Source organism: Pseudorhodobacter sp., from assembly GCF_034675685.1.
GTDB lineage: Bacteria > Pseudomonadota > Alphaproteobacteria > Rhodobacterales > Rhodobacteraceae > Pseudorhodobacter.
The window spans coordinates 168,065-193,205 of sequence record NZ_JAUCDA010000013.1 but is presented as its reverse complement, the minus strand read 5'-3'; the positions used below and the strand labels follow the sequence as shown (position 1 = coordinate 193,205).

Here is a 25,141-nt window from a genome sequence, read left to right as displayed (position 1 = left end):
TTCTGGACTGTCTGCCACGTCTGCCGCTCTTTCTTTCCCGGCCCCGCTGCGCAGGGCTATATCTAGTTGTCCGAACTATAGACTATCCCGGATATAGGGTGCAATCCCAGCGGGCCAAAGACATCGGGCAAACCGCAACCAGAAAATCGCCGCTTGGTATAAAGCCTTGATATAAATACAGGTATTCAATGAGGCCCCGCTTTCTTTTCGGAAAAAATATCCTCGGGGGGTGAGGTGCTTTAGCACCGAGGGGGCGCGAGCGCCCCCTTTTTTTCTTCGACGCAAAGGCGCAATGCTCAGCCAGCGCGCAGCAGCATCCCGAACAAATCTCTCGGGTCATCAGGATCTGCCACCATATCCAGTTGCTCGCACAGGCCGGTCGCTTCCAGCTTGCTGTGAATATAGCGCAGCGCCGCGAAATCCTCGATTGCAAAGCCGACAGAGTCAAACAGGGTTACCTGTGCAGGCCCCGTGCGCCCCTCAGCCTGTCCCGTAATCACTTGCCACAGCTCGGTCACTGGGTGATCAGCGTCCAATTGCTGAATTTCGCCCTCAATCCGGGTTTGTGGTGGATATTCCACAAAAATAGAGGAACGCAGCAAAATGTCGCGGTGCAATTCGGTTTTGCCGGGGCAGTCGCCCCCCACGCCGTTGATATGGACCCCCGCGCCAACCATGTTATCGGTCAGAATGGTTGCCAATTGCTTGTCAGCCGTGACCGTCGTGATGATCTGCGCACCCTCGATTGCCTCTTGCGGTGATTTGCAGGGCGTCAATTTGATGCCAGACCCTTGAAGATTGGCCAGGCATTTTGCCGTGGCGGTCGGGTCGATATCATAAAACCGCACTTCCTTTATCCCGCAAATGGCCTTGAATGCCAGCGCCTGGAATTCTGCCTGCGCGCCGTTGCCAATCAGTGCCATTACGCGGCTGTCTTTGGGGGCCAACCACTTGGCCGCCATCGCGGATGTGGCCGCCGTGCGCAGCGCCGTCAAAATGGTCATTTCCGACAGCAAGATCGGATAGCCCGTTTCAACACTTGCCAAAAGGCCAAAGGCTGTAACGGTTTGCAAGCCTTTCTTCATGTTTGACGGATGCCCGTTCACATATTTGAACCCATAGGTTTCCCCGTCCGAGGTCGGCATCAGCTCTATCACGCCGACATCCGAATGGCTTGCCACGCGCGGGGTTTTATCAAACTCTCCCCAACGCCGGAAATCAGACTCGATCTCTGTCACCAGATCGGCCATCACGCGCTCTATTCCAACATGAAGAACGATCTTCATCATATTGGCAACACTGACAAAAGGCACATAGGCCTGCTTTGAGGGGGTCTTCATTTCAGTCTCCATTTGGGCCTTGGCCCCATTTCTGGCATCCGGATTGTGGGCCTGACAGGCGTTCAGGCAAAGCTTCGTGTCGGTCGGTCGAACACCTTACGACCCATGAGCGAGGCGACCAGATCCACCATCAGACGTGCCGTGCGTCCACGATCATCCAAAAACGGATTCAACTCGACCAGATCAAGCGATGTCACCAGCCCGCTCTCATGCAGCAATTCCATCACCAGATGCGCCTCGCGGATCGTGGTGCCGCCCGGAACAGTCGTGCCCACAGCCGGCGCGATCGACGGGTCAAGGAAATCGACATCAAGCGAGACATGCAGCATCCCGCCCGCAGCCACGACCTTGTTCAGAAAATCACGCAGGGGCTTTACAATCCCATGCTCATCCAGCACCCGCATATCGTTGATTTCAAGATCATGCTCCAACAGCGCTGCATGCTCTGCCGGGTCCACAGATCTGATTCCGAACAGGCAGATGTTTTCCGGTGGGATAGCGGCGGGGAAGGGGCCAAAGGCATCGAAACCGTCACGCCCGGCAAAATAGGCAACCGGCGTGCCATGCAGATTGCCGCTGGTTGTCGTCAACGGGGTATGGAAATCGGAATGGGCATCAAGCCAAAGCAAAAACAATGGCTTGCCCTTGGCCGCCGCATGCGCCGCAGCCCCCGCGACCGAGCCCAGAGCCAGCGAGTGGTCGCCCCCCATGATAATCGGAAAACCCGTGTCCAGCGCCGCATCGGTGGCCGCGCGCAGCGCATTTGACCAGCCCACAACCTCGGGCAGCGAATGTACGGCCGGGTTTTCACATTTGGCGGTCGCATCGGGCTGCATAGTGACATCGCCGCGATCTTCTATCTTATGGCCAAGATCACGCAGCGTTTGCGCAATGCCCGCCACGCGGTAGGCCGCAGGCCCCATCAAGCAACCGGGGCGGCGTTGGCCCGCATCAATTGGGGCACCGATCAGAATACAGGTCTTGGCCACAGGCGTCTTCCTTATATGTTGCGGTCATATGTGTTGGGGTGATTTTGCTTTGATGTATCGGCAGAAAGAAGCTATATTTATGCCGATATGAACGTCAATTTGTGCTATTTGAAAGGTGTATTTGCCAAAATGGATGATACAGATCTTGCGCTGATTGCGGAATTGCGGCGCGATGGCCGCGCCAGCCTGTCCGAACTCGCGGCCCGGCTGGGTGTGGCGCGGGCAACGGTGCGCAGCCGGATGGAGCGGCTGCACGTAAAGGGAGAGATTGCCGGCTTTACCGTGCTGACGCGGGGCGATGTTACCGCGTCGCCGGTGCGGGCGCTGATGATGATCGCCATCGAGGGCCGCGGTGCGGAAAAGACCATGGCACGACTGGCCGGAATTCCGGCGGTGCAAGCGGTGCATTCCACCAATGGCCGTTGGGATCTGATTGCCGAGATCGGCACCGCAACCTTGCTTGAGCTGGATGAGGTGATGTTTCGGGTGCGTGAGATTGACGGCGTCGTCACCTCGGAAACCAATCTGCTGCTCTCTACCCGCCGCGCCGGGACGCGCCGCGGTATTTAGTCACGGGAAGTGCGGCAAGGCGCGACGCCCCAAAACCGCGCCTGTATTGCCCGGCACACGCTTTTGCAGGGGCCGCGCCGCAAGCCGACGGGTCACAAAGCTGCGACGGCTTACCGCATCCCCATTGGCCCCGTGCGAAATCCGCTATAGGATACAGCTACAGCGCAAACAGGATATCTATAATGATCGTCGAGCTTGGCCATTTCGCACTTATCCTCGCCCTTTTTGTGGCGACGATTCAAACTGTGATGCCCTTGATCGGGGCACATTACCGATGGTCCGGCTGGATGGCGGTAGGAGAGGCCGCAGCAAGCGTGCAATTCTTGCTGGTCGCAGCCAGCTTTGGCGCGCTTACCTATGCCTTTGTCACCTCGGATTTTTCGGTCGTTCTGGTTGTACAAAACTCGCATACATTGAAGCCCATGCTTTACAAAGTATCGGGGGTTTGGGGCAACCACGAAGGCTCTTTGCTGCTGTGGTCGTTGATCCTGGCGCTGTTCGGGGCGTCGGTCGGGTGGTTTGGTGCCAATCTGCCGCCCACTTTGCGGGCGCGGGTTTTGGCGGTGCAGGGCAGTATCGGCGTTGCCTTTCTGGCCTTCATGTTGCTGACGTCGAACCCGTTCTTGCGTGTGGCCGTGCCGCCCTTTGACGGCCAAGACCTGAACCCGTTGTTGCAAGACCCCGGTCTGGCGTTTCACCCGCCCTTCCTTTACCTTGGCTATGTCGGGCTGTCGGTGGCGTTCTCCTTTGCCGTGGCCGCGCTGATCGAGGGCCGGGTTGATGCCGCCTGGGGCCGTTGGGTCCGCCCATGGACGCTTGCGGCGTGGATATTCCTGACCATCGGCATCGCTTTGGGCTCGTGGTGGGCCTATTATGAGCTTGGCTGGGGTGGCTTTTGGTTCTGGGACCCGGTGGAAAACGCCAGCTTCATGCCTTGGTTGATCGGCGCTGCCCTGCTACATTCGGCCATCGTGGTCGAGAAACGTGAGGCGTTGAAAGCCTGGACCATTTTGCTTGCCATCCTTGCCTTTGGGTTTTCGTTGATCGGCACGTTTATCGTGCGTTCTGGTGTCATCACCTCGGTTCATGCCTTTGCCAACGACCCCGAGCGCGGTGTGTTCATCTTGCTGATTCTGGCGTTCTTCATGGGGGGGGCTTTGATGCTGTTCGCAGCCCGTGCAAGTGCTATGGAGGCCAAGGGCCTGTTTGCCCCGGTTAGCCGGGAAAGCGCGCTTGTCGCCAATAACCTGCTGCTGGCGGTGTCTTGCTTCGTGGTTTTTGTCGGCACCATCTGGCCCTTGGTCGCAGAACTGCTGTGGGACCGAAAGCTGAGCGTGGGTGAGCCTTTCTTCAACGCGGCCTTCACTCCCTTCATGGTGGTATTGGCGCTGTTGTTGCCGCTGGGCGCGATGTTGTCGTGGAAACGGGCTGTCGTGGGCCGTCCCTTGCGCGCGCTGATCCCGGCCCTGGTGTTGGCGGTGTCGCTTGGTTTGCTGGCCTATGCGATGCAGACCGGCCGCTCGGCGCTTGGGCCGGTTGGTCTGGGGCTTGGGGCCTGGGTTGTGTTTGGCGCTATGGCTGATCTGTGGCAGCGCGCGGGCCGTGGCACGATTGGCGCACGGTTTGGCCGCATCATGCGGCTGCCCCGTGCCGATTTCGGGAAATTCACCGCCCATACCGGCTTTGGCGTGACCGTATTCGCAGTGGCGGCCATGCTTGCCTGGCAGGTTGAGGATATCCGTACCCTGCGGGTGGGCGAAAGCTTTGATCTGAAAGGGTATACCATCACCCTGGCTGCGGTTGAAAAGGAAAACGGGCCGAATTATTTCACCACGCTGGCAACGATGGATATCACCCGCAACGGCGCTGCAATCGCCACGGTTCACCCGGAAAAGCGGGTCTATCCCGTGGCCGGCATGCCAACCACCGAGGCCGGGATTGACTATGGCTTTACCCGAGATCTTTATCTGGTGATCGGTGATGCGCAGGATGATGGCACTTGGGCCGTGCGCAGCTACTTCAAGCCCTTTGCCAATTGGATTTGGGGCGGGGCGCTGCTCATGTCCTTGGGGGGGCTGATCAGCCTTGCCGACCGGCGCTACCGCGTTGCGGCGGGGGCGCGTGCGCGGGGGCGGTCTGGCAAAGCGGTTCCGGCAGAATGAGTGACAGAATGATCTACCGTTTCATCCCTGCCCTGACGCTGGCTTTTGCGCTGATCACGACGCCGGTTCTGGCTGTGCAACCCGATGAAATCCTGGCTGATCCGGTGCTTGAATCGCGGGCGCGCGAGCTGTCAAAAGACCTGCGCTGCCTTGTCTGCCGCAATGAGAATATCGACGACAGCAATGCCGATCTTGCCCGCGATCTGCGGCTTTTGGTGCGCGAAAGATTGGTGGCGGGCGATAGCGATGACGCGGCGCTGGCCTATATCGTGGATCGCTACGGCGAATATGTGCTGCTTAACCCAACCTCCAAAGGTGCGAACCTGATCTTGTGGATCGCGGGGCCGCTCATGCTTTTGCTGGGGGGCGCGTTTGCGGGCAATTATCTGCGCCGCCGCCGTGGTCTGGCTGAATCAACGCCCGCCGATCTGTCTGTCGATGAAGAAAAGCGGCTTTCCGAGATCTTGAAAGAGTGATTCTGAACGTGTGACGCATCGTTCTGCTTTTCCTTGCCGATTGGCCCGCTATGCTGCGGCAAAATCACAAGGAAAACCAAAATGCAGTATGAAACCATCACCTATTCCGAAACCAGCGGCCTTGGCCTGATTACCCTTGACCGCCCCGAGGTGATGAACGCGCTTTCTACCCAAATGCGGGCGGAACTGACCCATGCGGTCAAAGCGGCTGGCCAGTCTGCCCGTGCCTTGGTGCTGACCGGCACCGGTCGGGCTTTTTGCTCGGGGCAGGATTTGGGCGATCGTGCCAATATCGGCAATATCGACCTGGAGCGCACGTTGCGGGATGAATATGAGCCGCTGTTGCGTGCGATTTATGACTGTCCAATTCCGACAATCTCGGCGGTGAATGGTACGGCCGCCGGGGCGGGCGCCAACCTTGCGCTGGCCGCCGATGTCGTCATTGCCGCGCAATCGGCCAGTTTCATTCAGGCCTTTACCCGTATCGGGTTGATTCCCGATGCGGGCGGCACCTATTGGCTGCCCCGTCAGATAGGGGCCGCGCGCGCCATGGGCGCTGCCCTTTTTGCTGACAAGATCAGCGCCGATCAGGCTGCAAGCTGGGGGATGATTTACAAATCCATCCCCGATGCAGCCTTTGCCGCACATTGGCAGGCCCGCGCAGCGCATCTGGCGAATGGCCCCACGGTAGCCCTGAAGGGCGTGAAAACCGCGATCCGCGCCAGTTTTACCAACACGCTTGATCAACAGTTGACGCTAGAGGCGCAGTTGCAAGGGGCGTGCGGGCAGACCCATGATTTCAAAGAGGGTGTGATTGCCTTTCTTGAAAAGCGGCCCGCGCAATTTGAGGGGCGCTAAAGCGTCTTGCCTTGAAGGTAAAAAGGGCGCCCCAAGGTTGGGCGCCCTTTTTCAGATCGAAATCAAGCGGTCATGCCCCGCGCGACAGCGCCGCAACCCCCGTCCGCGCAATTTCACGCAGACCCAAAGGCCGCATCAACTCTGCAAACGCATCAATCTTTTCCGGTGTGCCGGTCATCTCGAACACAAAGCTTTGCAATGTGCTGTCTACAACATTGGCCCGAAATATCTCAGCCAGACGCAGGGCTTCAATTCGCGCATCGCCTTTTCCCGCGACTTTGAACAGGGCCAGTTCGCGCTGTACCGAAGGCCCGTCCACTGTCAGGTCATGCACTTCATGCACGGGCACAATTCGGCCAAGCTGTGCCTTTATCTGCTCGATCACGGGCGGCGTGCCGCGCGTGACAATGGTGATCCGGCTGCGATGCCCTTCATGGTCAACCTCGGCCACGGTCAGGCTGTCAATGTTGTAGCCGCGCCCGGAAAACAGGCCGATCACCCGCGCCAATACGCCGCTTTCGTTATCGACCAGCACCGCGAGGGTGTGCTGTTCAATCACATCCCCATTCGGGTCGCGCAGGTCATAAGCCGAATGGCTGGTTGATCCTTGTTTGATATTTAGTGGCGACATGAGTTTCGCCCTTTCTTTTCGGTAAAATCATCCTCGGGGGATACCATTGGAACGCCATCGGTCCGAGTGACAATGGCGACGGGGCAAACAGCCCCCGGCGCTTGCAACTTAAAGCCTCGTCAAACCAAAACAGCACCCGTATTGCCAATCGCCCCCTGCGTATCCGCATCGCCCATCAGCATCTCATTATGCGGCTTGCCTGATGGGATCATCGGGAAACAATTTTCATGTTTCGCCACAAGGCAATCAAAAATCACCGGCCCGTCATAGCGGATCATCTCCATGATCGCATCATCCAGATCCTTGGGGTCGGAACACCTGATGCCCTTGCAGCCAAAGGCCTCGGCCAGTTTGACAAAATCGGGCAGGCTTTCCGACCAGCTTTGCGAATAGCGCTCACCGTGCAGCAATTGCTGCCATTGGCGGACCATGCCCAAACGTTCATTGTTCAGGATGAATTGCTTGGCCGGCGCGCGAAATTGCATCGCTGTGCCCATTTCTTGCATATTCATCAGCCAGCTTGCCTCGCCCGCGACGTTGATGACCAAGGCATCGGGATGTGCAATCTGCACCCCGATCGAGGCCGGCAAGCCATAGCCCATCGTGCCCAGACCGCCAGAGGTCATCCAACGGTTCGGGTCTTCAAAGCCCAGAAATTGCGCCGCCCACATCTGGTGCTGGCCGACTTCGGTGGTGATATAGCGGTCCATCCCCTTGGTCAGCGCCTCCAGCCGCTGCAAGGCATATTGCGGCTTGATCACCGTGTCCGAGGGTTTGTAGTCAAGGCAATTCACCGCCCGCCATTCCGCAATCTGCTTCCACCATTTTGCCAGCGCAGGCGTGTTTACTTTGCTGCCCGCGCCTTCCACAAACGCAACGCCTCTTCCAGCACATGGGCCACATCGCCCAAGATCGGCACATCGACGCGGATCACCTTGTTCAGGCTTGATTGGTCAATATCCACATGCACCTTGCGGCTGTTGGGGGAGAAATCGGCAATCCGCCCGGTGATCCGGTCATCAAACCGCGCCCCGATGTTCAGCATCAGATCGCACCCATGCATGCACAAATTGGCCTCATAGGTGCCGTGCATCCCCAGCATACCCAACCATTTGTCGCCCGATGCCGGATAGCTGCCCAACCCCATCAGGGTCGAGGTGATCGGAAACCCCGTCGCTTCGATAAATTCACGCAGCAACCGGCTGGCCGCCGGGCCAGAGTTGATAACGCCGCCGCCGGTATAAAAAACCGGGCGCTCGGCGGTTTCCATCATCTCGACCATGCGGGTGATTGCGTCGATATCCCCCTTCAGGCGGGGCTGATAATGGCTGACCTTGGCCTTGGATGGGGGCATGTAATCGGCGGTGGCAAATTGCACATCCTTTGGAATATCAATCAACACCGGGCCGGGGCGGCCATGGGTTGCCACATGAAACGCCTGATGAATAACCTCGGCCAGATTGGCCGTGTCTTTCACCAGCCAGTTATGCTTGGTGCAGGGCCGGGTAATTCCAACGGTATCAGCCTCTTGGAACCCATCGGTGCCAATCATGAACGTCGGCACCTGACCGGTGAACACCACCAGCGGAATGCTGTCCATCAACGCGTCGGTCAACCCCGTCACCGCATTGGTCGCACCGGGGCCAGAGGTTACCAGCACAACACCGGGCTTTCCGGTTGAGCGGGCATAGCCTTCGGCCATATGCACAGCGCCTTGCTCGTGCCGAACAATGACGTGGCGAATGTCGTTTTGCTGAAAAATCGCATCGTAAATTGGAAGGACGGCGCCACCGGGATAGCCAAAGACCACCTCTACGCCCTGATCTTTCATGGCCTGAACCACCATTTCCGCGCCAGTCATCGCCTGTGCCATAGTCTTCTTTCCTCTGTCGCCGCAGAACGCGGCCATTCGCAACAAAAAGCCCCCGTGGATAAAGCGGGGGCGCATGGGGATTGGATAGGGTTTTCCGCTATCGGCCCATACGCCTTTTCAAAATGACAACGACGAGATTGCTCATGTGCCTTACCCTTGAGTGCGTGGGCGACCATATTGCGGGTCAAAAGGCGCGTCAACACCCAAAAGTCGGAATAAAGTGTCGCGGAAGGTAAGATAATCTACTCGAAAGTTTCAAAATATCAGGGATACACGTAAGAAATAGGAAATTTCCGGCATATTTTTGTGCCGATTGCCGGTAAATGTCCAGATGAGCACGGCAAACCAGGCCATGCACGGGCAAGGCCGTGCCTCAGCCGATCAGCGGCGGCTCTGGCAGGGTGGTTGGCAGGCCTTTCGGCGCGCGGCCGTCTGGCAGGCTGATCCGGGCGACCTGCTCGGCAATCGGCTCGACCGACAGGGGGTGAAGGACGGATTTATGATCCTCTGGGTTGCCAACGGGCTGCCATTGCCCGGCCTTGAAAATTTCAAGCCCTGAAAACCCGGCCTTATAGCCCATTTTCTTGCTGCCGGGCACCCAATAGCCCAGATAGACAAAGGGCAGGCCAGCCGCCCGCGCTATTTCGATATGGTCAAGTACCAAAAACGTCCCCAGAGAGCGGCCAACAAGATCGGGATCATAAAACGAATAGACCATGCTCAGCCCATCATCGAACACATCTGTCAGGCATACCGCTGACAGTTCAACCGGGCCACGCCCCTGCGTTTCGGAATATTCAATCACCCGGCTGCGGATTGGGGTTTCCTCAATCATCGCGGCAAATTCAAAGATGTCCATATCCGCCATCCCGCCTTCGGCATGGCGATAATCCAGATAGCGGCGGAACAAGGAAAACTGATCCTCGGTGGCCCAGGGGCTGGTCGCATTGCGCGTCAAGGCAGAATTGCGGCGCAAGACGCGGCGCTGGGTGCGCGAAGGGATAAAATTGGCCACCCTGATCCGCGCCGACAAACAGGCCGAACATTCCGCGCAGGATGGCCGATACAGCACATTCTGCGACCGACGAAACCCTTGCTTTGACAGGGTATCGTTCAGCTTTTGTGCATGTTCGCCTTGCAGGGCCGTAAACAGCTTACGTTCCATCCGCCCATCAAGATATGGGCAGGGTTGCGGGGCGGTTACATAAAACTGCGGCGCGAGGGGGAGAGTGTGTCGCATCGGCGTCCGAATATCATAAATGTCATGTCTACGCTAGCAAGCCCAACCCGCGCCGCCAAGGATAAAGCGTTTCGCCTTGAAGCCTTCTTCACATATCGCTGTCTGAACGCATAGAATTCAACGCGTTGTGTGGCAGGCCGTGTTTCAAGTCAAAGGCGAAACGCTATAGGGTTTGCGGTTATGGCTATATCAGCGCGCTTTTCCACGCTTCTCGGGGGAAGATCACGGCCAGAGCAGCCCTGACTTTCAGGATCATACGCGTTTCAATACCGTGCGGTTTTGTTGATCGCGACGCTGCCCAGCACTGTATCGGTCAGGCCTTGGCCCTTGGGACTAAGCAGCATCATCACAACCGACAGGATTTGCGGCAAGACAAACGCCATACTGACCAGATAACCCATCGTGTGCAAGAAGGCAGTCGCGCCATCAAAGGCACGACCATCGGCACGGCGAAACTCAACCGCGACAAGGCGCATGCCGGGGGTGGCAGAGCTGCTTGACAGGCTGATCCAACGATAAGCCGTATTCATCAGAAGATAGAGCAGGGGCAGGAAAAACAGGGCGGTAAAGGCCGTGAACGGCACGATAATCGCGGTCAAAATCAGCGTCAGGATGGTATCGACAACCCAGGCCATGCCCCGCTTGAGCGGCACGCCCTGGTAAAACTCACTTTGATATTCGGGGTCGGGCAGGGCGTCAGTGTATAGCATGGAATGACCTTTGAAGGGAAAAAAGGGGCGGCCCAGAGAAAACGGGCCGCCCGACTGTTTCGGGCAGAAGGTTAAGCGCTCAATAGGCCGAAACATCCTTGGCAACATCTTCAGAAGATTTGCCAACAGCCTCGGACGCATTGGCCTTTACGCGCTCATCCATGAAGGCGTCAAATTCCTGCTTGTCCTTGGCATCGCGCAGCCGTTTCAGGAAGGCTTCAAACGCGCCTTGCTCGTCTTCCAGGCGGCGAATGGTTTCGTCGCGGTAGGCGTCAAAGGCGCTGTTGCCGCTGGAGTTTGCTTTCCAGGGGGTATGCGCGTGGCGACGGGGGCCGCAGCCGGAACGGTTGAACATGCGTTTACTCCATATCATATAGGCAAGAAGGGCAAGGCCAACTGGCCAGACAAAGATAAAGCCCAGTACCATCGCGGCAATCCAGGCCCCTTTGCCCCGATCATCCAGCCAGCTTTGCGCACGGCGAGGCCAGCTGGTAATACCGCAATTCAGGCGATGAGGCGTTGTGTCATACATTATGCACTCTCCGTGGGTGATCTTGGGGGTGATCTTGTTAATGTTTAGTCGATTTACATCACCAAGATTGTTATTATCTGCCTGGCTTTCAAGTCACCATGTTAAGGAAATTTACATTTTTGCAAGAAAAGACGCCACCGTCATAGTAACGTATTGGCGCTAAAGCATTAATAATCAATAAACTCTGTCAGCCGCGCCTTGCTGATCTGCAAAAGCGCTGGCGGGGCGATGGAAAACACATGGTTTGGCGTCCCTGCCGCTGCCCAAACCGTGTCAAATGCCATCAGCGCCGGGTCCATGAACACCGGCAATTCCGTCAAATGCCCGATCGGGGCAACGCCACCAATGGCAAAGCCGGTGATCGCGCGAACCATAGGTGCATCGGCCCGCGACAGTGGCTCTTGCAGGGCCAATGCGGCTTTGGCCTCGGAAAGCTGGTTGCCGCCCGCTACCAAAAACAGCGCAAGCCTGCCGCTGTTCTGGCCACAAAACAGCAAGGACTTGACGATCTGATCCAAGGCGCAGCCCACGGCCAGCGCTGCTTGCGGGGCGGTGCGCGTCTCGGCCTGCATTTCTTGCACCGCAAAGGCGACGCCCGACGCCTCTAATGCCGCGCGCACCCGTCGCAAACTCTTGCTCATTTCGCCCCCCGTTTTTCAGCAGTTTAAGCCTGTTTCGCGGTTGATGCAATTTTGCGCTTGCCCGTTGACCGCCTGCGCGTGCCTCGTCATTCTGCCGCCATGACATATGCCCCTTTTACAGCCCGCATCACCCGCCATCCATTGCCGTTTGATGATCAGGCGGCATCCCTGATTGCTGCCAAATTCGCAGATCTCGCCCCCGAGATCTTGCCGCTTTTGGTCGGTGCTGCCGGGTGCAGCCCGTATTTGTCCGATCTGATGCAGCACGAGGCAGACTGGCTGCGCCGCGCTTTGGCTCTGGCCCCCGAATCCGCTGTTGCGGTAGAGCTCGCAGAGCTGAAGGCACTGTCCCTTGAAAAGCTGGGCAGCGGTTTGCGCCGCGCCAAGCGTCGGGTGGCCTTGCTGGCGGGCTTGGCCGATCTGGGCGGCGTTTGGCAGTTGGAGGCGGTAACCGGGGCCTTGACCGATCTGGCCGACTGCGCTGTGCAATTATCGTTGCAACGGCTGGTTGCCGATGAAATCCGGCGCGGCAAAATTCCGGGTGCCGTGCCAGAGGATGCTGAAGATGGCGCGGGAATGGTGGTCTTTGCCATGGGCAAGATGGGCGCGGCAGAGCTGAACTATTCCTCGGATATCGACCTGATTTGCCTGTTTGACGAATCGCGCTATCCCAAAGATGCGCATGAGGCGCGCGCCGTTTTTATCCGGGTGACCCGGAAAATGGCCGCCTTGGTCGGCGACCGCACCGCCGAAGGCTATGTCTTTCGCACCGATTTGCGCTTGCGCCCCGATGCCGCTGTGACGCCCGTATGCCTGTCCTTTACGGCTGCCGAAAGCTATTATGAAAGCGTGGGCCGCACCTGGGAGCGAGCCGCCTGGATCAAGGCGCGGCCTTGCGCGGGCGATATCGCGGCGGGCGCGCGGTTCTTGAAAACCCTGACCCCTTTTGTCTGGCGCAAGCATCTGGATTTTGCGGCAATCCAGGATGCGCATGACATGCGTCTGCGCATCCGCGACCACCGCCGCCTGCACGGCCCCATAAGCGTTGAAGGCCACAACATGAAGCTGGGTGTCGGCGGCATCCGCGAGATAGAGTTTTTCACCCAGACACGGCAGCTTATCGCCGGTGGACGAGACCCGGATCTGCGCAGCCGCCAAACCGTGACGGCGCTTGCGGCCCTGGCGCAAAAGGGCTGGATACCGCTGGAAACCGCGACAGAGCTGACCACGCTTTACCGGGCGCACCGTGAGGTGGAGCATCGGCTGCAAATGATCAATGACGCCCAGACCCATGATCTGCCTGCCACCCCCGAGGGCGTCGCCCGTATCGCGGCATTCTGTGGCCAAAGCGATGCCGATTTCCGCGCCGGTCTTATCGACCGTCTGGAACGTACCGATCATCTGACCGAGGGTTTTTTTGCCCCCGCCGAGGCCGAAGATGGCCCGGAGCTTTCCGACAATGCCCGCGAAATCGTGCGCGGCTGGGATAGTTATCCGGCGCTGCGCTCGCAACGTGCGGGCGCGATTTTCCGGCGGGTGCGGCCAGGCTTGCTAAAGCGCCTGCAAAGTGCTGCCAATGCCGATGAGGCGCTGATTGCCTTTGATGGGTTTCTTGCGGGCCTGCCTGCCGGGGTGCAGATATTTTCGTTGTTTGAGGCGAACCCGCAACTGGTGGACCTGATCGTTGATATCGCCGCCACCTCGCCTGCGCTGGCCCTGTATCTGTCGCGCAATGGCGGGGTGCTGGATGCGGTGATTGGCGGCAGTTTCTTTGCCGTTTGGCCCAGCCTTGCTATGCTTACCGCCGGGTTGACTGCCACGATGGCCGACATCAGCGATTATGAACGCAAACTTGATGCGGCCCGCCGCTGGATGAAGGAATGGCACTTTCGCATCGGGGTGCATCACCTGCGCGGGTTGATCGACGCGTTTGAGGCGGGCAAGCAATATGCCGATCTGGCCGAGGCCACGCTTGCCGCCCTTTGGCCTGTGGTTCAGGCCGAGTTTGCGCTGAAATACGGGCTGCCGCCAGGGCGGGGGGCCATTCTTTTGGGGATGGGCAGCCTTGGTGCGGGGCGGCTGAACGCCGGCTCTGACCTTGACCTGATCGTGATCTATGACGCGGGCGAGGCCGAATATAGTCAGGGTCGCAAACCGCTTGCCATCCGGCCCTATTTTGCCCGTCTGACCCAGGCAATGGTTACCGCCGTCACCGCCCTGATGCCCGAAGGGCGGCTTTATGAGGTCGATATGCGTTTGCGGCCATCGGGGCGGCAAGGGCCGGTGGCGACCTCGATCCATTCCTTTCAAGCGTATCAGATGAATGAGGCCTGGACATGGGAGCATCTGGCCTTGACCCGCGCGCATCCGCTGGCTGGCAATGCCGATCTGCAAGCCGAGTTTGAAACGCTGCGGCGTGAGGTGCTGATGACCAAGGCCAGCGGTGAAACCGTGTTGGCAGATGTTGCCGAAATGCGCGACCGTCTTGCCAGCGCCAAGCCGCCCCAAAGTGCCTGGGATGCCAAGAACGGCCCCGGCCGCCTGATGGATATCGAACTGTTGGCGCAAAGCTGTGCGTTGCGCGCGGGAAATCCGACGCGGCGGGTCGAATCGCAGCTTCGCACCGGCGTTAAATGCTACTATATGTCGCAATCGGATGAGCAAGCCTTGCTGGATGCCTACAGGCTGTGCTGGCGCTTGCAGGCGGGATCACGGTTACTGACTGACAAGGCGCTGGATATGGACCAGCTCGGAACGGGTGCGCGTGCGTTTTTGTTGCGCGAAACCGGACAGAATGATGTGGAAGGGCTGTCACGGCGCTTGTCCGAGGTACTGGGCAAAGCCGAGGCGGTGATAAGCCGCATCTTGGCGGGCGCGTGACGCAAGAATACGCCCTTCGGGGCAGGAATGGGAATGATGGACCTGACGAAAGCTGACCCCAAGGGCCTGATCCGCGAAAGCTACCGGATTGAGGGGATTACCGCTGCCGAATGCCGGTCCATCTTTATGGATTGGGCGCTCAGCCTGCCGTTGGATGCCGATACGCGCCCGGTGGTGCTGCATCTTTTAGCGACCTATGGCGGCGACAAGACCCACCCGATGACCGCCGTTTTGCAGGCCGCACTAGAGCCCGCAGCGGTAAAAGACCCAAGCGGCCCCAAACGCCGGGGGGGGCGTGCGGCGCGCTTTGCCGATAGATGAGCGGCGAACAATCGCCAGCCAAAGCAGATTTTCGCGCGGGTCTGTTTGCGCCACGGTTTTTTTCAGAGCAGCCTGAAATCAAGGGCTTCAACGCATTATGTGATGGCCTTGTTTCAAGTCAAAGGCGCAACGCCCAAAGGGCGGGCCTGTAAGATTGTCAGGCATCGTTAGGCGCGCCGCAGCGTCTCAGCGCAGTTTCGCGGCCTCGGCAGCCAGTGCGGTGATGCCGGCCCAATCCGCGGCCGCAACCATCGTTGCCGGGGCCACCCACGAACCGCCAACGCACAAGACTGTCGCCAGCCCCAGATAGTCGCGGGCGTTTTTCAGGCTGATGCCACCCGTCGGGCAAAACCGCACCTGCGGGATCGGACCCCCAATGGATTTCAGCGCAGGCGCGCCGCCAGCGGCCTCGGCGGGGAAAAACTTTTGCACGCTATAGCCAAGCTCCAGCAAAATCATCACCTCGGTTGCGGTGGCCGCGCCGGGCAACAAGGGCAGTTCATGTTCCGCGCAAGCGTCCAGCAGTTTCATGGTGGCGCCCGGTGACACCCCGAACCTTGCCCCAGCCGCCTTGGCTGCTTTCACATCGGCAGGCGTCAGCAAGGTGCCGGCCCCAACGACCCCCCCCTCTACATCCGCCATCCTGCGGATCGCCTCCAATGCGCCCGGTGTGCGCAGCGTCACCTCCAGGGCAGGCAAGCCACCTGCCACAAGCGCCTTGGCCAAGCCTTGCGCCTTGCCCACATCCTCAATCACCAAAACCGGGATTACAGGGGCCAAAAGACAGATTTCGGCGGCGGCCAGCGATTGCGCGGAAGGGGTCATATCCAGCGGTTCCTTATGTGGAAGGACGGGGTTTGGAAGGAAAGAGTTTGGAAGGACGGGGTTTGGAAAGATGGTCAAACGCTTCGGGGCGGGGCTAGACCACCCGCGCCCCTTCGGTTGCAGGGCCCACAGTCTGGCGGAACACCTCAAACAATTCGCGCCCCATGCCTTGCGCATTGCCCGACAGGTCAACCTTTGCCTGCGCGCGGCTGTTCAGGTCAACGCCCACCACATCCAGCGTGCCGGCATTCGCATCCAGCCGCAAAATATCGCCGTCCAGCAATTTGCCGAGCGCGCCGCCACAGGCCGCCTCGGGCGAGACATGAATGGCGGCAGGCACTTTGCCGCTTGCGCCAGACATGCGCCCATCTGTTACCAAAGCCATCTTCAGGCCCCGGTCTTGCAGCACGGACAAGATTGGCGTCAACGAATGCAGTTCGGGCATGCCATTGGCGCGCGGTCCTTGAAACCGCACCACGACCACGGTGTCAGCCGTGAACTCGCCCGCGCGAAACGCGGCTTTCACCGCGTGCTGGCTGTGAAAAATGCGGGCAGGGGCCTCAATTATGTGGCGCTCGGGTGCGACCGCAGAAACCTTGATCACCCCGCGTCCCAGATTGCCCGACAGTTGCTTTAGCCCGCCAACGGCTGCAAACGGTGTGGCAACCGGGCGCAAGATCTTGTCATTCAGGCTGTCTGCCGCCCCTGGCGCCCATACCAATGCCGCGTCTTTCAACTTGGGTTCCTGGCGATAGGCCTCAAGCCCGGTGCCCAGAATGGTCTTGGTGTCGGGGTGCAGCAGGCCCGCGTCCAGCAATTGCCCGATCATGAAGCCAAGCCCGCCGGCAGCGTGGAAATGGTTCACATCGGCCAGGCCATTCGGGTAAACCTTGGCCATCAGTGGCACGGCGTCGGAAATATCGGCGAAATCCTCCAGGTCAATCAAGATCCCCGCCGCGCGTGCCATCGCAGGCAAATGCAGCACAAGATTGGTAGAGCCACCTGTCGCCATCAACCCAACCATGCCATTCACGAAACACCGCGCATCCAATACCTCGGCTGCCGGGGTGAAATGCGCGCCAAGCGCGGTGATCGCGGCAGCACGTTCCACCGCTGCCCCGGTCAGGGCGTCGCGCAACCCGTTGCCGGGGTTCACAAAGCTGGAACCGGGCAGATGCAGCCCCATGAATTCCATCAACATCTGATTGGTGTTGGCCGTGCCGTAAAAAGTGCAGGTGCCGGGGCCATGATAGCTTGCCATTTCGGCTGCCATCAATTCCTTGCGCCCAACCTCGCCGGTGGCAAACGCGTTGCGCACGGCTGCTTTCTCATCATTGGGCAACCCGCTTGGCATGGGGCCTGCAGGCACAAACACCGCCGGAATATGCCCAAAGGTTGCCGCAGCAATCACCAGCCCCGGTACGATCTTGTCGCACACCCCCAGATACAGCGCCGCATCAAACACGTTATGCGACAACGCCACCCCTGCAGCCAGGGCGATCACATCACGCGAAAACAACGACAGCTCCATCCCCGGCTGGCCTTGGGTCACCCCATCGCACATTGCAGGCACACCGCCTGCAACCTGTGCCGTGGCCCCCGCCTTGCGCGCCGCTGCGCGGATCAGGTCGGGGTAATGCTCATAAGGCTGATGCGCTGACAGCATGTCATTATACGCGGTCACAATTCCGATATTGGGCAGGCGCTCCGCCATCAGCGCCTCTTTGTCGCTGCTGGCCGCATAGGCATGCGCCTGATTGCCACAAGACAGATGCGCCCGTGCCGGCCCTTGGGCCACCGCTGCCGCTACCTGCGCCAGATATGCGCTGCGCGTCGCTGCCGAGCGTTTGACTATACGATCGGTCACCCGGTCAATGGTGCTGTTCAATGTCATCTCTTGCCTCATGGGGTTTGCGCGATGTTTGGCACTGTTAGCGCTAACTGAAAGAAAAGAAAAGTGCGATCCCCTGAAATTACGCTTTTCTTTTGCAACCCGGCAAGCCTTTGCTCGCCAAGGCCGTGTCAGGCCCAGGGCGATGCCGCTTGCAGTTGCGGTAATTGGCACGGCCCCTACAGACGGGCTTTCCCATGCCAATGAAACCCGATAAAGAGGGGGCATGAACAGCACCTCCCCATCGCATGACAGCGACCCCGCAAACACCCTTTCCGCAACGCGCCCGGTTGTGCGCCTGAAACCCAAGGCCGAGGCGCGGGCGATCCGCCATGGTTTTCCATGGGTCTATGCGGATGAACTGGTCACCGATCGGCGCACGCAAAACCTTGCGCCCGGCTCGCTTGCCGTGCTGGAGGATGCTGACCGCCGCGCCATGGGTCTGGTGACCGTGAACACCCAATCCAAGATCATCTGCCGGATGCTGGATCAAGACCCCGAGGCGGTGATTGATCAGGCGTGGCTAGAGGCGCGGCTGGCCCGTGCGCTGGCGATGCGGGACCGACTTTATGACGCGCCGTTTTATCGTCTGGTCCATGCCGAGGCCGATGGGCTGCCGGGCGTCGTGATCGACCGTTTTGGTGATACGGCCGTCATCCAGCCCAACGCGGCCTGGGCCGAGGCGCATATTGATATGCTGGTCGCTGCTTTGATCGCTGTGACCGGGGTGAAAAACATCCTGAAAAATGCCACGGGCCGTGCGCGCAGCCTCGAAGGGCTGACCGAGGAAAATCTGATCATGGCGGGCGCGGTTGAGGCGCCGATTCCTGTGCCGATGAACGGGGCGACCTATATGGCCGATCTGATCGGCGGGCAGAAAACCGGCTTGTTCTTTGACCAGCGCCCAAATCACGCCTTTGCCGCACGTCTGGCGCGGGGCGCGCGTGTGCTTGATATGTTCTCGCATGTCGGCGGCTTTGGGTTGGCGGCTTTGGCGGGTGGTGCGGTTTCGGTTCTGGCCGTTGATGGCTCTGCCCCCGCCTTGGCCTTGGCCGAGCAGGGGGCCAAGGCCTCTGGCTTTGCCGATCGGTTCAGCACCCGCCAAGGCGATGCCTTTACTGTGCTGGAGGCGTTGGCGGCCGAGGGCGCGCAGTTTGACGTGATCATCTGTGACCCACCGTCTTTTGCCCCGGCAAAACCCGCGTTAGAGGCTGGTTTGCGGGCCTATGAACGTGTTGCCCGCCTTGCTGCCGCCCTGGTCGCCCCTGGCGGATATATCGGCCTGTGCTCGTGTTCGCATGCCGCCGATCTGACCGCTTTTCGCAATGCCAGCGGGCGTGGCATCGGGCGTGCCGGGCGGCGCGGGCAACTGCTGCACACCGGGCATGCCGGCCCAGACCATCCGATGCTGCCGCAACTGGCCGAAAGTGGTTACCTCAAGGCGTTGTTTTACCGGCTTGACGGGTGAAGCTGACGCTTGATGCCTGCGTCTTGTTCCCCACGGTGATGCGCGAAGTGCTGCTGGCTGTGGCGGGGCAGGGGCTTTTTACCCCGCTGTGGTCGGATCGTATCCTTGGCGAATGGCAGCGCGCCGCCGCCCGTTTTGGCCAAGAGGCCGAGGCCGAGGCGCTGGCGGCCATCGCCCGCGCCCAAATCCACTTTCCCAACGCCTGCGTCAAACCGCAGCCGGGGTTGGAAATGCGCCTGCATTTGCCCGATGACAACGACATTCATGTTCTGGCCACCGCCATTGCGGGCCATGCTGATGCCATCGTGACGCTGAATGCCAAAGACTTTCCACGCGGCACGTTGCTGGCCGAAGGTCTTGATCGCCGCGACCCTGACGGGCTGTTGTGGGAGCTGTGGTCGCATCACCCCGAACAGGTAGAGCAAGCGCTGGACCGGGTCCGCGCCACAGCCAGCAGGCTGTCAGGCGATGAAAAAGCCCTGAAACCCCTGCTTAAACGTGCCAAACTTACCCGCCTGGCCCGCGCCCTGCCGTAGCTGCGGGCGAAAGATGACAAATCCTGTCCTGAACGACAGCTTTGTTGCGATGTGAAAATCCACAGACTAACATCAAGGCAACCCCAATGATGGAGCGTTGTCATGCTTGGTCCTGTCCGCAGAGTGATTGCTGTTCTTGCCATAGCGTGCCTGCCGCTTGCAGCCCTTGCCCAATCAGACCCCTATGCCGGGATGGATGCCGAGCTGGTTGCAAATGCTCAGGCTGGCGATGCCTATGCCATGCTCAACCTCGGGTTCGCCCTTGTCGCGGCTGACCGATCCGAGGCCACATTTCGCGCCGCCCTAGACCTTTTTACCAAATCCTACAGCGCGGCCTCTGATAACCCGGATGGGTTGGACCTGCGGCTTGCCGCCTATGCCCTGCGTGAAATGGGCAATGCCGAAAAGGCGCTGTCAAATTTCCGCGAGGCATTGGCGCATTATCAAGAGGCCGAGCGCCTGTTCCGTTCCTTTGATGCCTCTGACGAATATAACCGCATGATCGCCTTTCTGATGGAAGACCGCGGGATCGTCTTGCAAGACCTGTCGCGCTATGAAGAGGCGCTGCCCCCCCTGAAAGTTGCCTATGACTGGTATAATAACCAAGACCCGCCGCAACGCCGCAACGCTGCCAATGTGCTGCTGAATGCCGGAACCGCGCTGGAACGGCTGAAACGCTATGACGAGGCGCTGGAGGTCTACAAGTGGAGCCTGGAGACATTCATCGAAACCGATGGTGAGAGCAGCGTCACTGTGGGCTATCTGTCCAATAATATCGGCTGGCTTTATGTGCAGACCAAGCGGTTCAGCGAGGCGCGCACATGGCTTAAATCGGCCATCCGTATTCTGGAACCGATTGAAGGCGCGCTGTCCTATAACGTGACGATCCTGCGCATCAATATGGGCCTTGTCTCGGTTGAGGAGGGAAAGTCGGAAGAGGCGATCCGCTGGGGGTTTGAGGCGATGCCCTATATCGCGCAAAATCAGCAACAAACCCTTGCCATTCAACGCTGGAACTTTAAATCGCTGTCGCGGGCCTTTACCATGCGCGGCCAACCGGAACGCGCGATCTTCTTTGGCAAACTTGCCGTCAACGCCCAGCAGGCCATCCGCGCCAGCAATGCAGGCGACACGCCGGCCGATACCTCGGCGCTGCAGGCCGAATGGCGCAGGCTGTACCAAAACCTTGCCGATCTGCTGATCACTCAGGGGCGGATATCCGAGGCGCAAGCAGTGCTGAACATGGAAAAAGAGGAGGAGGTCTATAACTTTCTGCGTCGCGACGGGCAGGCGGATATTACCAAAACCCGCGCCGTGCTGAACAGTGCCGAATTGTCCGAGGAAGAAAAGCTGGCCGCCCTCGCCGCCCTGCCCATCGCCGCTGATGCCGAATTGCGCGCCCTGACCGCCAAGCTGGAGGCAGGCACCACGACCGAGGCCGACGAAGACCAGATGTTTTTGCTGCAAGACGCCTTGCAAAAGGGCGCGGATGCCTTTGACGCCGCCGTCGCCGATTTCTTGCTGCAGACCGAAGAGCCCGACCGCGCCGCCCTTAAAAACCAATTTGACGCAACTGGCAGCTATCAGGCAGATCTGGCCAAGCTGAACTCGTCCCAGTGCCATATTGCAAATCGCGACCCTTCCCGATGCGGTGCATCTGTTTGTGACCCTGCCGAACCTGACCTTTTATGAAAAGGTCGATATCTCCCGCGCGGATATGGCCAAGCTGGCCTTTGACGCGCTGCAAGCGATCGAAACCCAGGCCCCGGATGCCCAAGAGAAACTGCAAGCGCTGCATGCCGTGCTGTTTGCACCCATTCAGCAAAAACTGATCGACAGCGGCACCGAGGTGGTCATGCTCAACCTCGACGGTTTCTTGCGGTATCTGCCCTTTGCCGCGCTTTATGATGGGGAAAGCTATTTGGTCGAGCGTTTCGCCTTTTCGCTTTATGCGCCAGCGGTCAAGACCGATTTCCAAACGCCCGACCGTGCCGAAAGTAAAACCGCAGGCTTTGGCGTGACCGAGGGCCACCCCGGATTCTCGCCATTGCCGGGTGTGAAACAAGAGCTGGATACCATCTTTGGCGCCGCCGAAGGGCAGGGGGTGCTGGCCGGCACCACCGCGCTGGATGCAGGGTTTGATGAACGCAGCCTGCGCCGCTCTTTGCTTAAGCGCCCCGCGATCTTGCATATTGCCAGTCATTTCAGCCTGGTCCCCGGCGCCGAGGATGACAGCTTTTTGCTGTTGGGGGATGGCGCGCATTTGCCGCTATCCAAAATCCGCAGCAATGACGCGCTCAGCTTCAAAGGGATTGATTTGCTGACGCTTTCCGCCTGCCAAACCGCGCGCGGCTCGGATGGGGACGGGGCCGAGATTGACGGCTTTGGCGCCACCGCCCAGCTTAACGGTGCCAGCGCCGTCATGGCCTCGCTCTGGCCGGTATCGGATGCTGCCACGCCGCGCCTGATGCACGACTTCTATGCGGGGATCATGCTGAACGGGTTGGACAAGGCCGAGGCGCTGCGCCAGGCACAGATCACCATGCTGCACAGTGCCGATGCCGTGGCCATGGCGACAAACCGCGCGGCCGCCGCGCTTGATGCGCCCATGCCCAGCAGCAAGGTGGGCTTTGCACACCCCTACTTCTGGTCTGCCTTTGTGTTGATGGGAAACTGGCTGTAGTGACAATATCCCCGCCCAAGGGGCGAACCTGTAACGGTTCGGTCATGGCCAATACCCCGGCTGTACGCGCCTACGCCGGGGGCGCTGCCTGACCTTGGCTAAAACCATGCGGTCTTGATGCGGGCAGGCAAGGCCGCGCAAAGCGCGAAAAGACGCCGATAGCGTTTTACCCTATCGTCCTCACAGCTCTCGGCCCCTCGTCTTTGGCGCGAGCTCGCATGCGGGGCCGGCAATGGCATGGCTTTGGCTCTCTTTGCCCCCGGCAAACCGCCGACTTGCAACTCGCTGCTTTTTTCTGCGCGCCCAGAGTGCTAGACAGGGGCCAGGTTGCGGTGTAGACGACCCTATCGTTAGCGCTAACGGTTTTTGGATACCCAGAGAGGAAGCTCATGGTCTCGCGCGTCATTCCGGTGGAAACATTTGATCTTGTGGTGTTTGGTGGCACCGGCGATCTGGCACAACGCAAAATCATTCCGGGGCTGTACCGGCGTTTTTGGGCGGGCCAGATTCCGCAAGACAGCACAATCATTGGTGCTGCACGCTCTGAAATGGATGATGCCGGGTTTCAGGACATGGCGCGCGCTGCAATCGCAGAATTTGTCGCAAAAGATAAATGTGACCCGCAGGTGATAGAGGCCTTTATCGCCCGGCTTGGCTATGTGGCGATTGATGCCAAGGGAACAAGTGGTTGGGACGCGCTGAAAAAACGCATGCGCAGCGATGTGGTGCGCGCGTTTTACTTCTCGGTTGCGCCATCGTTGTTCGGCGATCTGGCAGAACGGTTGCATGATTACAAGATCGCCAATGCGGACAGCCGGATCGTGGTTGAAAAGCCGTTCGGCCGTGATCTGGAAAGCGCCCGCGCATTGAACGCCGTGCTTGCCCTGCACTTTTCCGAGGCGCAGATTTACCGGATAGATCATTACCTGGGCAAGGAAACGGTGCAAAACCTGATGGCGGTGCGCTTTGCAAATATCTTGTTCGAACCGCTGTGGAAGTCGGAATATATCGACCATGTGCAGATCACAGTGGCCGAGACTGTTTCGGTCGATGGGCGCGGGGCCTATTACGACAAATCGGGTGCGATGCGCGATATGGTGCAAAACCACATGATGCAGCTTTTGTGCCTGATTGCGATGGAACCGCCCTATCATTTCGACCCGGACGCGGTGCGCGATGAAAAGCTGAAGGTGATCCGGGCGCTTGACGCGGTAAAACCCGATGACATCGTGCGCGGCCAATATCTGGCCGGAGGCGGGCAGGGCGGCTATGTCGAACATTCTGAAAACCCGTCCAGCAAAACCGAAAGCTATATCGCGCTGAAGGTGAACATTTCTAACTGGCGCTGGAAGGGCACCCCGTTTTATCTGCGCACCGGCAAGCGTCTGCGCGCGCGCGCGTCCGAGATCGCGATTACCTTTCGCGAGCCGCCACATTCGATCTTTGATGATAACGAAGGCTGGCGCGAAAACGTGTTGGTCATCAGGTTGCAGCCCAATGAGGGGATGAACCTGATGGTGATGATCAAGGAGCCGGGGCTTGGCGGCATGCGCCTGACGCAAGTGCCGCTGGACATGAGCTTTGCCGAGGCGCTGGGCGCAGAGGGGGCCGATATTCCCGATGCTTATGAGCGGTTGATCATGGATGTGATCCGCGGCAACCAGACCTTGTTCATGCGCGGCGATGAGGTTGAGGCCGCCTGGGCCTGGACCGATCCGATCATTCAAGCGTGGGAAAAACACGAAGACAAGCCAAAAGGCTATGATGCGGGATCTTCCGGGCCGGAAGATGCGTTAATGCTGATGCACCGCGACGGGCGTCGCTGGCGGGAGATACGCGAATGAACCTGATCGAATATGCAGACCGTGAGATGATGATGATGTCGCTGGCAAATATCCTTGCCGGTGAGTTGGGGGGCGTGCTGCGCCAAACCGGCCGCGCAAGCCTGTCGGTGCCGGGCGGCACCACGCCGGGGCCGGTGTTTGACCTGCTGTCGGCGGTCGATCTGGATTGGCGCAATGTCGCGGTGTTTTTGAATGATGAGCGTTGGGTGGGTGAAGACAGCCCGCGCTCCAACACCCGATTGTTGCGCCAGCGTCTGTTGCAAAACAAGGCGGCGGCGGCCCAGTTGATTCCGCTTTTTGCCGAAGGGGTGGCCCAGCCCGAGGACGCGCTGGCGAGGCTGTCGGACGGAATTGCGCCGCATCTGCCGATTTCGGTTTTGCTGCTGGGGATGGGGGCTGATATGCACACCGCCTCACTTTTTCCGGGCGCAGACCGGCTGGCCGAGGCATTGGCCGATGCGGCGCCAGCGGTGTTGCCGATGCGGGCCGAGGGCGCGGGCGAGCCACGCATCACCCTGACAGCGCCTGTATTGCGCGGGGCGCTGCATACCCATATTCTGATCACCGGGGCAGATAAGCGCGCCGCCCTTGAACGGGCCGCAAATCTGCCTGAAGATCAAGCGCCGGTGCGTATCGTGCTGGCAGATGCAACAATCCATTGGGCAGAGTGA

The 25,141-nt window shown here is 59.4% G+C and carries 21 protein-coding genes and 1 pseudogene; 12 read left to right on the top strand and 10 right to left on the bottom strand.

Features of this window, described 5'->3' with window-relative positions:
* Positions 1-296: 296 nt before the first annotated feature.
* Together VDP61_RS10890 and rocF are read right to left on the bottom strand one after the other, a co-directional pair.
* A complete protein-coding gene (locus VDP61_RS10890; protein WP_323006916.1) occupies positions 297-1,340 on the bottom strand; it encodes an ornithine cyclodeaminase in 1,044 nt (347 codons plus the stop codon).
* 62 nt (positions 1,341-1,402) lie between these two features.
* A complete protein-coding gene (gene rocF, locus VDP61_RS10885) occupies positions 1,403-2,329 on the bottom strand; it encodes an arginase (RefSeq protein WP_323006915.1) in 927 nt (308 codons plus the stop codon).
* Positions 2,330-2,458: 129 nt separating this feature from the next.
* On the opposite strand from rocF, the gene VDP61_RS10880 reads away from it, so the two are divergent.
* From VDP61_RS10880 to VDP61_RS10865, 4 genes are all read left to right on the top strand, one after another.
* On the top strand, positions 2,459-2,899 hold the full coding sequence (locus VDP61_RS10880) for an Lrp/AsnC family transcriptional regulator (protein WP_323006914.1): 441 nt from the start codon (positions 2,459-2,461) through the stop codon (positions 2,897-2,899).
* 182 nt (positions 2,900-3,081) lie between these two features.
* Positions 3,082-5,061, top strand: a complete 1,980-nt coding sequence (locus tag VDP61_RS10875) for a heme lyase CcmF/NrfE family subunit (protein ID WP_323006913.1) — start codon at positions 3,082-3,084, stop codon at positions 5,059-5,061.
* Between the two features lie 8 nt (positions 5,062-5,069).
* Entirely contained in the window at positions 5,070-5,537 is a 468-nt protein-coding gene (locus VDP61_RS10870; protein ID WP_323006912.1) for a cytochrome c-type biogenesis protein, read from the top strand.
* Positions 5,538-5,618: 81 nt separating this feature from the next.
* Positions 5,619-6,395, top strand: coding sequence for an enoyl-CoA hydratase-related protein (locus tag VDP61_RS10865; protein ID WP_323006911.1), 777 nt, complete (start codon positions 5,619-5,621; stop codon positions 6,393-6,395).
* Between the two features lie 70 nt (positions 6,396-6,465).
* On the opposite strand, the gene ilvN is transcribed toward VDP61_RS10865, so the two are convergent.
* The 6 genes and pseudogenes from ilvN to VDP61_RS10835 all read right to left on the bottom strand — a co-directional run bounded on the left by ilvN (position 6,466) and on the right by VDP61_RS10835 (position 12,022).
* Positions 6,466-7,026 (bottom strand): acetolactate synthase small subunit, encoded by a 561-nt coding sequence (ilvN, locus tag VDP61_RS10860; RefSeq protein WP_323006910.1) that lies wholly within the window; start codon positions 7,024-7,026, stop codon positions 6,466-6,468.
* 119 nt (positions 7,027-7,145) lie between these two features.
* Positions 7,146-8,899, bottom strand: a pseudogene (locus tag VDP61_RS10855) (acetolactate synthase 3 large subunit).
* A 373-nt stretch (positions 8,900-9,272) separates the two neighbouring features.
* Positions 9,273-10,139: an arginyltransferase gene (locus VDP61_RS10850; protein ID WP_323006909.1), complete on the bottom strand. Its 867-nt coding sequence runs from the start codon at positions 10,137-10,139 to the stop codon at positions 9,273-9,275.
* Between the two features lie 263 nt (positions 10,140-10,402).
* Positions 10,403-10,849 (bottom strand): RDD family protein, encoded by a 447-nt coding sequence (locus VDP61_RS10845; protein WP_323006908.1) that lies wholly within the window; start codon positions 10,847-10,849, stop codon positions 10,403-10,405.
* Between the two features lie 79 nt (positions 10,850-10,928).
* Positions 10,929-11,381, bottom strand: coding sequence for a DUF2852 domain-containing protein (locus VDP61_RS10840; protein ID WP_323006907.1), 453 nt, complete (start codon positions 11,379-11,381; stop codon positions 10,929-10,931).
* Positions 11,382-11,548: 167 nt separating this feature from the next.
* Complete coding sequence (locus VDP61_RS10835; RefSeq protein WP_323006906.1) at positions 11,549-12,022, bottom strand: YbaK/EbsC family protein; 474 nt, start codon at positions 12,020-12,022, stop codon at positions 11,549-11,551.
* A gap of 99 nt (positions 12,023-12,121) precedes the next feature.
* On the opposite strand from VDP61_RS10835, the gene VDP61_RS10830 reads away from it, so the two are divergent.
* Both VDP61_RS10830 and VDP61_RS10825 read left to right on the top strand, forming a co-directional pair.
* Positions 12,122-14,902, top strand: a complete 2,781-nt coding sequence (locus tag VDP61_RS10830; RefSeq protein ID WP_323006905.1) for a glutamine-synthetase adenylyltransferase — start codon at positions 12,122-12,124, stop codon at positions 14,900-14,902.
* A 36-nt stretch (positions 14,903-14,938) separates the two neighbouring features.
* On the top strand, positions 14,939-15,223 hold the full coding sequence (locus VDP61_RS10825; protein WP_323006967.1) for a hypothetical protein: 285 nt from the start codon (positions 14,939-14,941) through the stop codon (positions 15,221-15,223).
* Positions 15,224-15,409: 186 nt separating this feature from the next.
* Here VDP61_RS10825 and eda read toward each other — a convergent pair whose 3' ends face one another.
* Both eda and edd read right to left on the bottom strand, forming a co-directional pair.
* The gene (gene eda, locus VDP61_RS10820) at positions 15,410-16,048 is read right to left on the bottom strand and encodes a bifunctional 4-hydroxy-2-oxoglutarate aldolase/2-dehydro-3-deoxy-phosphogluconate aldolase (RefSeq protein WP_323006904.1); all 639 of its coding nucleotides are present in this window, start codon (positions 16,046-16,048) and stop codon (positions 15,410-15,412) included.
* Between the two features lie 94 nt (positions 16,049-16,142).
* Positions 16,143-17,942, bottom strand: coding sequence for a phosphogluconate dehydratase (edd, locus tag VDP61_RS10815; RefSeq protein ID WP_323006903.1), 1,800 nt, complete (start codon positions 17,940-17,942; stop codon positions 16,143-16,145).
* A 223-nt stretch (positions 17,943-18,165) separates the two neighbouring features.
* Between edd and VDP61_RS10810 the strand changes: the two genes are divergently transcribed.
* The 6 genes from VDP61_RS10810 (at position 18,166) to pgl (ending at position 25,141) form a co-directional block, all read left to right on the top strand.
* Entirely contained in the window at positions 18,166-19,407 is a 1,242-nt protein-coding gene (locus VDP61_RS10810) for an RSP_2647 family RNA methyltransferase (RefSeq protein WP_323006902.1), read from the top strand.
* Positions 19,404-19,943: an RSP_2648 family PIN domain-containing protein gene (locus VDP61_RS10805; RefSeq protein WP_323006901.1), complete on the top strand. Its 540-nt coding sequence runs from the start codon at positions 19,404-19,406 to the stop codon at positions 19,941-19,943. The genes VDP61_RS10810 and VDP61_RS10805 overlap by 4 nt, the downstream gene beginning before the upstream one ends.
* 102 nt (positions 19,944-20,045) lie before the next feature.
* Positions 20,046-21,635, top strand: a complete 1,590-nt coding sequence (locus VDP61_RS10800) for a tetratricopeptide repeat protein (protein ID WP_323006900.1) — start codon at positions 20,046-20,048, stop codon at positions 21,633-21,635.
* A complete protein-coding gene (locus tag VDP61_RS10795) occupies positions 21,568-22,626 on the top strand; it encodes a CHAT domain-containing protein (RefSeq protein ID WP_323006899.1) in 1,059 nt (352 codons plus the stop codon). Before VDP61_RS10800 ends, VDP61_RS10795 begins: the two co-directional genes overlap by 68 nt.
* Positions 22,627-23,015: 389 nt before the next feature.
* Entirely contained in the window at positions 23,016-24,470 is a 1,455-nt protein-coding gene (gene zwf / locus VDP61_RS10790; RefSeq protein ID WP_323006898.1) for a glucose-6-phosphate dehydrogenase, read from the top strand.
* The gene (gene pgl, locus VDP61_RS10785) at positions 24,467-25,141 is read left to right on the top strand and encodes a 6-phosphogluconolactonase (protein ID WP_323006897.1); all 675 of its coding nucleotides are present in this window, start codon (positions 24,467-24,469) and stop codon (positions 25,139-25,141) included. The genes zwf and pgl overlap by 4 nt, the downstream gene beginning before the upstream one ends.